Origin of the sequence: Novosphingobium sp. LASN5T (genome assembly GCF_003856955.1) — a bacterium.
Classification (GTDB): domain Bacteria; phylum Pseudomonadota; class Alphaproteobacteria; order Sphingomonadales; family Sphingomonadaceae; genus Novosphingobium.
In genome coordinates this window covers 1-8,079 of record NZ_RQSI01000089.1, presented here as the reverse complement: position 1 = coordinate 8,079, position 8,079 = coordinate 1, and the positions used below count along the sequence as shown (strand labels likewise).

The following is an 8,079-nucleotide window of genomic DNA, read 5'->3' as shown; positions in this document are numbered from 1 at the left end:
TGTTCCAGACGCCTTGAAGGTGAAGGCGTCCAGAAATGCCGGGCTGAAACGCCGTAGCGTGGCGTAACGCTCGGTTGCCGTTACCAGTGCGTCCTCGCCGGCAAGATCAGCAAGGGCATCTACTTGGCCCAGTCGGCCCCAAGCTGCGATTTTGGCCAAGTCGGAGAACGTTTTGGGAACGTGGCATTCGGTATTGACGATGGAAATCATAGAAGAGGACAGTTCGCTCCATCATAGGGAGTGGGTTGATGGATCGGAGTATTCCGGGCGGGGATTTGATCGGACGATGGAGCCTGAGCTTTGCCGATATTGATTTTGTAAATTCGAAGCCGGCCCTGACGCGCCTTGGCCTCGCCGCGCAGCTGAAATTCTTCGCTTCCCTGGGGTTTTTCGCGATCGATCCCGGCTCAATCCCTACCGATGGCCTCTCGTATCTGGCCGAGCAACTCGGTGTCGAGGCTGGCGAGATAGCCGGTTATGACTTTTCCAGTCGGACAGCACGACGGCATTGTGCGGAGATCCTGATCCATCTTGGATATCACCGCATGAAGCGGGTGGATCGCGCGCAATTGACGGAATGGATTGCTGGCGAGCTGTGCCCGGGCGGCCAGTCGATCAATGCCATGCTTGAGCATGTTTTCCTGTGGTGCCGGGACCGGCGTATTTATGGGCCGTCGCGCAAGGAGCTTGAACGTGTCGTTCGCTCACAACGGCAAGATTATCTGGACACCTGGCTGATCGGAACCAGTGATCGGCTTTCGTCAGATGCGGTGGCGTTATTGGAAGCCTCGCTTGCCGATCCGGACAGCTCGACCGGATTCAACAGGATGAAGGGTGACGCCGGACAGGCAACGCTCGACAACATTCTCGACGTGACCGAGAAACTCGCCTTTATCCAGAGACTTGATCTTCCCCATGATCTCCTGACGGCTACGGGCAAGCCATGGGTCGATCAGATTGTTCGCCGCGTTGCCGGTGAAAAGGCCTCGGAGATGCGCCGGCATGCGCCGGCGCGACAGCTCGGCCTTTATGCGATTTATCTAATGTCGCGGGAGGCGCAACTCACTGACGCGATGATCGACCTGCTGATCGAAACCGTTCACAAGATCGGAACGCGCTCGAAACGCAAGGTGGTGGGCGATATCGCGAAAGACATCGAGCGGGTCTATGGAAAGGAGCGCCTGCTGGTCGAGATCGCCAGCGCCTCGATCAATGAACCATCGGGGCGCATCTGCGATGTCATTTTCCCGATCGCCGGTAAGGCCAAGCTGGCGGCGATCGTCAAGGAGAGCCATGCGAAGGGCGCTCTGGACCGGCGCATCTACAAGGTGATGCGTGGTTCCTGGGCCAATCATTACCGGCGCATGCTGCCAAGCCTGCTTTCCGTACTTGAGTTCCGGTCGAACAACGCGGTGTGGCGGCCGGTCCTGGCGGCCCTCGACTGGATCAGGAGCAAGGTGGATGGCGGATGCCGCTTCGTGCCATTGCAGGATGTTCCGATCGATGAGGTGATTCCAGCGCGATGGCGCAGTTCCGTCATTGATGACGATGGGCGGGTAAACCGGATCAGCTATGAGCTTTGCGTCCTGACGCAACTGCGCGACCGCATCCGCTCCAAAGAAATCTGGGTGGTCGGGGCGGATCGCTATCGCAATCCCGATGACGATCTTCCCAAGGACTTCGAGATCAGGCGAGATGCGTACTATTCCGGCCTCAGCCTGACGCCAGATGCGCAGGCGTTTTGCGCCTCGATCCGGGAGGAGCTTGAACGGGAACTGTTGCTCCTCAATGCCAATATTCCACAAAACGACAAGGTCCGGCTCCTGTGGCGCGGCGACAACCGGATATCGATTACACCGTTCAAGCCCTTGCCCGAACCGAAGGGTCTCGCTTCGATCAAAAGCGAGATCGGTCAGCGCTGGCCGATGACCGGACTGCTGGACGTGTTGAAAGAGGCTGCTCTGGACACGGGATTGATGGATGCTTTCGAAACGTCGGCCTCGCGGGTTACCCTGTCGAAAGCAGCCTTGGCTCAGCGTCTTTTGCTGTGTCTCTATGGCTTGGGCACGAACGCCGGGCTCAAGCGGGTCGCTGGCGCAACACCCGATGTCAGTTACGAGGAATTGCTGCATGTCCATCGCCGTTTCATCCACGCGCCAGCGCTGAGGGAGGCGTGCGCGCGGGTAGCAAACGCGACACTGGCAATCCGCAATGCCGCAGTATGGGGAGATGCGGGCACGGCATGCGCGTCCGATTCAACGAAGTTCGGCGCGTGGGACCGCAACCTGATGACGGAATGGCACGCCCGCTATGGCGGCCGTGGCGTCATGATCTACTGGCATGTGGAGAAGCGCGCGACCTGCGTTTATTCCCAGCTCAAGCGGTGCTCTTCCTCGGAGGTCGCCTCCATGATCGAAGGCGTGCTACGCCATTGCACCGACATGGAAATCCAGCGCCAGTACGTCGATAGCCACGGCCAGAGCGCAGTCGGCTTTGCGTTCTGCCGACTCCTTGGATTTGAGCTTGCCCCGCGGCTGAAAGCAGTGGCACGCCAGAAACTGGCCCTTCCCCAAGCCGGCATGCGCACGCGGCTTTCCAATTTACTGCCGATCCTCTCCAGCCCGATCGACTGGGACGAGATCGAGCAACAATATGACGAAATGGTCAAATATGCCGCTGCCATGCAATCGCGCACCGCCGATCCGGAAGCGATCCTGCTCCGGTTTGCCAGAGCCGAAGTGATGCACCCGACCTACAAGGCGCTGAGTGAACTCGGCCGCGCGGTCAAAACAATCTTCCTATGCCGGTATTTGCGTCAGGAGGCATTCCGCCGCGAGATCCACGAAGGGCTGAATGTGGTTGAGAACTGGAACGGCGCTAATGGTTTCGTGTTCTTCGGCAAGGGCGGCGAGATCGCCACCAACCGCATCCATGAGCAGGAAATCTCCGTTCTGGCGCTACACCTCCTGCAAGCGTCGCTGGTGTATGTGAACACCCGCATGCTTCAGACCGTACTGGTTGAGCCGAAGTGGGCGGGGCGGATGACGCCGGAAGATTATCGTGGTCTCACGCCGTTGATCTACAGTCATGTGAACCCTTATGGCCGCTTCGACCTCGACCTGAACGACCGGATTGATTTTGGACGGCTTGCAGCGTGAGGCGGCTGATCGGCCTATAACATTTGGGTACACCCCAGAGTGATAGGGCCGAGTGACACCATTCGTCTGTCACAAAAGGGTGGGTTTGCGCTCAATGTGACGATACACTGCAAGAGCCACCCTAATGTGACGGATTTTGCACTTGGCTCGTATCGGATATGCCCGCGTCAGCACCACGGACCAGGATCTGGATATCCAGATTGGCCGCCTCAAGAATGCAGGTTGCGAAATTATCCGTTCCGAGACCGGATCGGGGGCCTCGCGGAGCGGGCGCACGGAACTGGAAACGATCATGCAGTTTATGCACACCGGCGACGAGCTGGTCGTGCTGCGGCTCGACCGGCTCGGCCGCTCCACGCGCGATGTCCTGAACCTGGTGCATGAGCTTGATGAAAAGGGAGCTTCGCTGCGCATCCTTGAGCCAGAGGTGACGACGGCGGGCGACATGGGGCGAATGGTCATCACCATACTCGGCATGGTCGCCGATATGGAGCTGAAGTTCATCAAGGATCGTCAGCGCGCCGGGATCGAAGCGGCGCGCGCCGAAGGCGTTTACAAAGGCCGGAAGAAGAACGTCGATGACGATGAAATCCGCCGTCGCCTTGCCGCCGGCGCCAGCAAGGCCCGCGTTGCCCGCGACCTGAAGGTCTCACGAATGACCGTCTATCGGGCGCTCGACATTATTCCGTCACAGACCAAACTGCCGGAAAAGCCGCCCACTGCCAGCATCGCCCTGCATCTGATTATCGAGAACTTCAACAAGCGTGGAAGAGGTAGAAAACCCGCTCGGGAGCGGATTGAGGCGATGCTGGAACGCGACTACGCCATGGTAAAAAACGGCAATTGTGATTACAAACTGACCGTCGCCTATGACCCCGATCCGGATGGCATTTCCCTTGATGAGGAAATCCAAAGCCTCCTCTCCGAGATGTTCAACATCGCAGAGAGCTACAATTGCTCCATGGAAGCCGATATCTACGAGGTCGGTGGTCAGCAACGGTCCTGGTAGAATCAATCAAGCGTTCAGTGTTCGTTCTTCAACCTGGCCAAAATCGCAGCTTCGGGCCGACTGGGCCTACTTGGGCCTTTGCCGCAACAAGCCGGTGCCAGCCCACCGCTTCGTCAATCAATTCGAGCGGATCGCCGCCATTCTGGACAGCCTCATCAAGTGCTGTAATCGTGGCGCCAAACAGCCGCATGAGTTGCCCCACCGACTGAATACTATCTTGGTAGCGACGCTCGCGCCCACGCCGCGCGCGCGTGAACATGCCGCCGATAAGTCGGTCAAACATTTGGATCGCGGCATCGGCAAGTCTGGCCTCAAGGTCGATCACTGCGGCCGTCAACGTCGCCCGCCTGCGATTGACGCTGTAATCCGAAAGCAGGAATGCCGGTGCCACGCCGCCCTCGCGGACAAATTGGGCAAAGCGGAATTCCGGAATGGCGCCCCCAACTACCGGGTGGATACCTATGCCGCGAACATAGCGCAGGCGCTCAAGCAAGCCATTGATATTGGCCGCAGTCGGGGCTTCTTCGAAATTACGCAACCACGCCAGCGGTGTCATGCCGAAATCCGGGTTGTTGATTACGAGTTCGTCTAGCCGTGTCAGTTCAGCAGAGCTGAGGCCTTCGACGATTGCGGCTGCGGCAGCTTTGCGTGCGCGTGCCCGGCCAGCAAGACCGGCGCGTTCCAGTGTGTCGCCTGACGGAAGAATGAACCGCTCACCCTTCAGGCCAACCATGAGGGCGCGAACAATCGGTTCACCTCTGTCTGTATACTCGGCGGCTTGCGCGGCAAGATTCAGGGCAAGTGCCAGGTCGCCGCGTCGAAACGGGCGTATGCCAAGATAACGCGCCACGAGATCGGCATGATCGGTACGGGTTTGCGCGCGCTGACCATATGCAGAGAAGGAGGAAGGATCGACGAATAACTGTGCCGCGAGGTACTGAAGAATGACGTCGGGAAGCCCGATCTCGGGTTGCAGACCAAAGCCGGGATGTCGCATCAAAGCGATTTGTGCAGCCAGACCGAGGCGATTTGCTGGACCATAGCGGCGCCCAACCAATTCAACATCTTCCGCAGAAAGGGTATAATGCCCAATGATCGCGGTTTCTTGGACAGGAGGATCGAACAGGCGCCGGCGCTCGTCTCCGGTCAGAAGTCGGCGTCGTGCCATTTTGCTCTCCCGCTGAGGCGAATAACAAAATTGACACCAAAGCGGCTTGCACTGGAGGGAGGCCATTCGTTGCCGGTTGATCCCCGAGCAATCACCCGGCGCAGCAAGACAGTTTGGCGACATCCTTATCAAACGTTTGGGCCGCCAGTTTGAGGCCTTCCACAGTGGTCAGGTAAGGAAATATCGTTGCACCCAATTCCAGGGTGGTCATGCCGTGTTTGATCGCCAGCACCAGTGTCTGGATCGAATCCGCGCCTTCGGGTGCCATGATCTGGCCGCCCAGCAAACGGTCGTTCGCCTTGTCGGCAATCAGTTTGATGAGACCCCGCGTATCGCGTGCTGCCAGTGCCCTTGGCACAGCATCGAGCGGGAGCAGCGAAACCTTGATGTCCAGGCCTTGCGCCCGTGCTGTCGTTTCAGTGAGGCCGGCGCTGGCGACTTGCGGGTCGGTGAAGACGACGGATGGCATGGAGGAATTGTCGTAGCGGTATTGGTTGCCCGTCACCGCGTTGCGCGCGGCCAGTTTTGCGCCATAGGCGGCCATGTAGACGAACTGGTCCCGTCCCGTTACATCGCCCGCCGCGTAAATGCCTGGAACCGACGTTTCGAGGTGGTCATCGACGACGATTCCACCATTACGGGCAAGCACTATGCCGCGCTCCTCCAGCCCAAGCCCGTCGCTATTGGGTCGGCGTCCGGTGGCGATGAGCACCTGTTCCGCCGCGACGGTGTCACAATGCCCCTCGCAGGTCAATTCGACCCCGCTCTGTGTTTGGGCGATACGCTGATAGCCGACACCTGCGCAAACCCGCACGCCCTCGGCTTCCAAATAGTTTTTCAGCGCGGCACTCACTTCCGGGTCCATTTCGGGGAGCAGGCGGCTTCGGCAGCAGATGGTGACATCAACGCCCAGACGCGAAAACATCTGTCCCAGTTCTACCCCGATCACCCCGCCACCGATCACCAGCAGCGATTTGGGCAAGCGATCCAGCGCCAGCGCCGATGTGCTGGTTAGGTAGGGCACGCTGTCCATCCCCGGAATCGGCGGCACGGCGGCGTGCGCACCCATCACCAATATGACCTTGCCGACCTTCATGGGCGCATCGCCGACAATCAGCGCACCATCGGCAAAGCGTGCCTTGCCCTCGATATAGCTCACACCGTCATAGGCGGGCAGCAGATCGACATATTTTTTTTGGCGCAGCGTCGTGACAAGATCGTCCTTCGACGCCGCCAATACGGACCAGTCATCCATCTGGACAGCGCCCCCAAGGCCGGGAAAGCGCGCGGCGGCAAGCCCACCATGCACCGCTTCGGCGGCGCGGATCAGCGTCTTGGAAGGAACGCAGCCAACATTGACACAGGTGCCGCCAATCGTGCCGTGACCGACGAGCGCCACTTTCGCGCCCAGATCGGCAGCGGCGATCGCGGCGGAGAACCCGGCAGAACCCGCGCCGATGACGGCCACGTCAAATCCTTCCTGCCCGGGGCGGTTGCAACAGTCGTTCATTGCTTATCGCTTTCTTGAGGCGCTGGCGGCGCCCCGCTCAGTTTTGAATAGCGCGCGCCGGATAACCCGCGTTGGTTGATGCAGCGGCAATCGCAGCAGCATTGGTGCGGCGCGGGTTATAGGTTGCGCGCGCGGTCTTGGCTGCGAAATCGACCGTGACCGCCGTTACCCCGGCGACGCCTTCCATCGCCTTCTTCACGGTGATCGGGCAGGTGGCGCAGGTCATGTTCTCTATGGCAAAGGTGGTTTGCTTCTGAGCGGTTGCGGTAGCCGCGGGGCGATCTTGCGCCGTGCCACTAACTGCATAGGCGACCCCGCCGCCAGCCATAGCCAGCACGGCCATAGCGATACATACTGTCTTTTTCATGGGTATTTCCTTTCAATAGAACCAGGGTGCCCACCAGTCGATGGTGAGCGCCAGGATGGCGACGGCAAGGCCCAGCCACAGCACCGCCTTGGTGGTCCAAGCCGATTGTGGACGAGCGCAGTAGGAACCGTCTTCACAGGGCGGTTTCGGCTTGAAATAGACATGCCAGAAGCCGTAGCCGAGCAGCGCGAGCGTTACGCCTGCGACATAGGGCTTGTAAGGTTCGAGCGCCGTCAGGTTGGCGATCCACGCGCCGGAAATTCCGAGCATAACCAACAGTAGCGGGACGACGCAGCAAGCCGAGGCGAGCCCCGCGCCGATCAATGCGCCCGCCGCAACCCAGTTTGCCTGCTTCGGCTCGTGGTTTTCGGTGAGGGCTGGCTGTCCCGCTTCCGGCGTTGAGACCATGGCTTGAATCCCTTGTTCCAACTGAGTGATTCGCAGTGTAGGCTCTGTAGCCACTACAGACTCAAGAGGTATTTTCATGGAGCAACAGGTCGGCATCTTGCGTGCCCAGCTTGCCCGGAAAACAGGCTGCAATCTCGAAACCATCCGCTATTACGAGAAGGTGGGATTGCTGCCGGGGCCGCCTCGCAGTTCCAACGGCTACCGCGTCTATTCGCCGGAACTGGTGCAAAGGTTGCAGTTCATCCTGCGCGCGCGCGACCTTGGCTATGCAATGGATGAGATACGGTCATTGTTGTCGCTCACCGATACCGGTGCACAAACCTGCGCGGAGGGGCTCTGTTGCAAAGATTGGCGGCAGTCAGAGGTAGGCTGTCGCTCTGCGCCGATCAGGCGGCTGCTGCGAAATGGTGGTTGAGCATGCCCATGGCCTCCGTCAGCGCCGAGGGCCCAATGCCAAAA

7 protein-coding genes and 1 pseudogene are annotated in these 8,079 nt (G+C 59.6%); 3 read left to right on the top strand and 5 right to left on the bottom strand.

All coding sequences use genetic code 11. The features are described from left to right. Positions 1-210 (bottom strand): hypothetical protein (locus tag EH199_RS24560; protein ID WP_190287415.1); only part of this gene is annotated, 210 nt, incomplete at its 3' end. A gap of 38 nt (positions 211-248) precedes the next feature. Between EH199_RS24560 and EH199_RS23765 the strand changes: the two genes are divergently transcribed. Together EH199_RS23765 and EH199_RS23760 are read left to right on the top strand one after the other, a co-directional pair. Next, a complete protein-coding gene (locus EH199_RS23765) occupies positions 249-3,158 on the top strand; it encodes a Tn3 family transposase (protein WP_048938210.1) in 2,910 nt (969 codons plus the stop codon). Between the two features lie 142 nt (positions 3,159-3,300). After that, a complete protein-coding gene (locus EH199_RS23760) occupies positions 3,301-4,167 on the top strand; it encodes a recombinase family protein (RefSeq protein ID WP_006953933.1) in 867 nt (288 codons plus the stop codon). Between the two features lie 67 nt (positions 4,168-4,234). Here the strand turns inward: EH199_RS23760 and EH199_RS23755 are convergent. The 4 genes and pseudogenes from EH199_RS23755 to EH199_RS23740 form a co-directional block, all read right to left on the bottom strand. Next, positions 4,235-5,335: pseudogene (locus tag EH199_RS23755) on the bottom strand (DUF4158 domain-containing protein); the annotation flags it as partial. A gap of 91 nt (positions 5,336-5,426) precedes the next feature. Beyond that, positions 5,427-6,845 carry a mercury(II) reductase gene (gene merA / locus EH199_RS23750; RefSeq protein WP_046765853.1) on the bottom strand — a complete coding sequence of 473 codons (1,419 nt, stop codon included), beginning with the start codon at positions 6,843-6,845 and terminating at the stop codon, positions 5,427-5,429. A 37-nt stretch (positions 6,846-6,882) separates the two neighbouring features. After that, on the bottom strand, positions 6,883-7,212 hold the full coding sequence (locus EH199_RS23745; protein ID WP_004213249.1) for a heavy-metal-associated domain-containing protein: 330 nt from the start codon (positions 7,210-7,212) through the stop codon (positions 6,883-6,885). Between the two features lie 12 nt (positions 7,213-7,224). Continuing rightward, entirely contained in the window at positions 7,225-7,620 is a 396-nt protein-coding gene (locus EH199_RS23740; RefSeq protein WP_014072602.1) for a mercuric transporter MerT family protein, read from the bottom strand. A 76-nt stretch (positions 7,621-7,696) separates the two neighbouring features. On the opposite strand from EH199_RS23740, the gene EH199_RS23735 reads away from it, so the two are divergent. After that, positions 7,697-8,035 carry a MerR family transcriptional regulator gene (locus tag EH199_RS23735; protein WP_255420471.1) on the top strand — a complete coding sequence of 113 codons (339 nt, stop codon included), beginning with the start codon at positions 7,697-7,699 and terminating at the stop codon, positions 8,033-8,035. Positions 8,036-8,079: the final 44 nt, after the last annotated feature.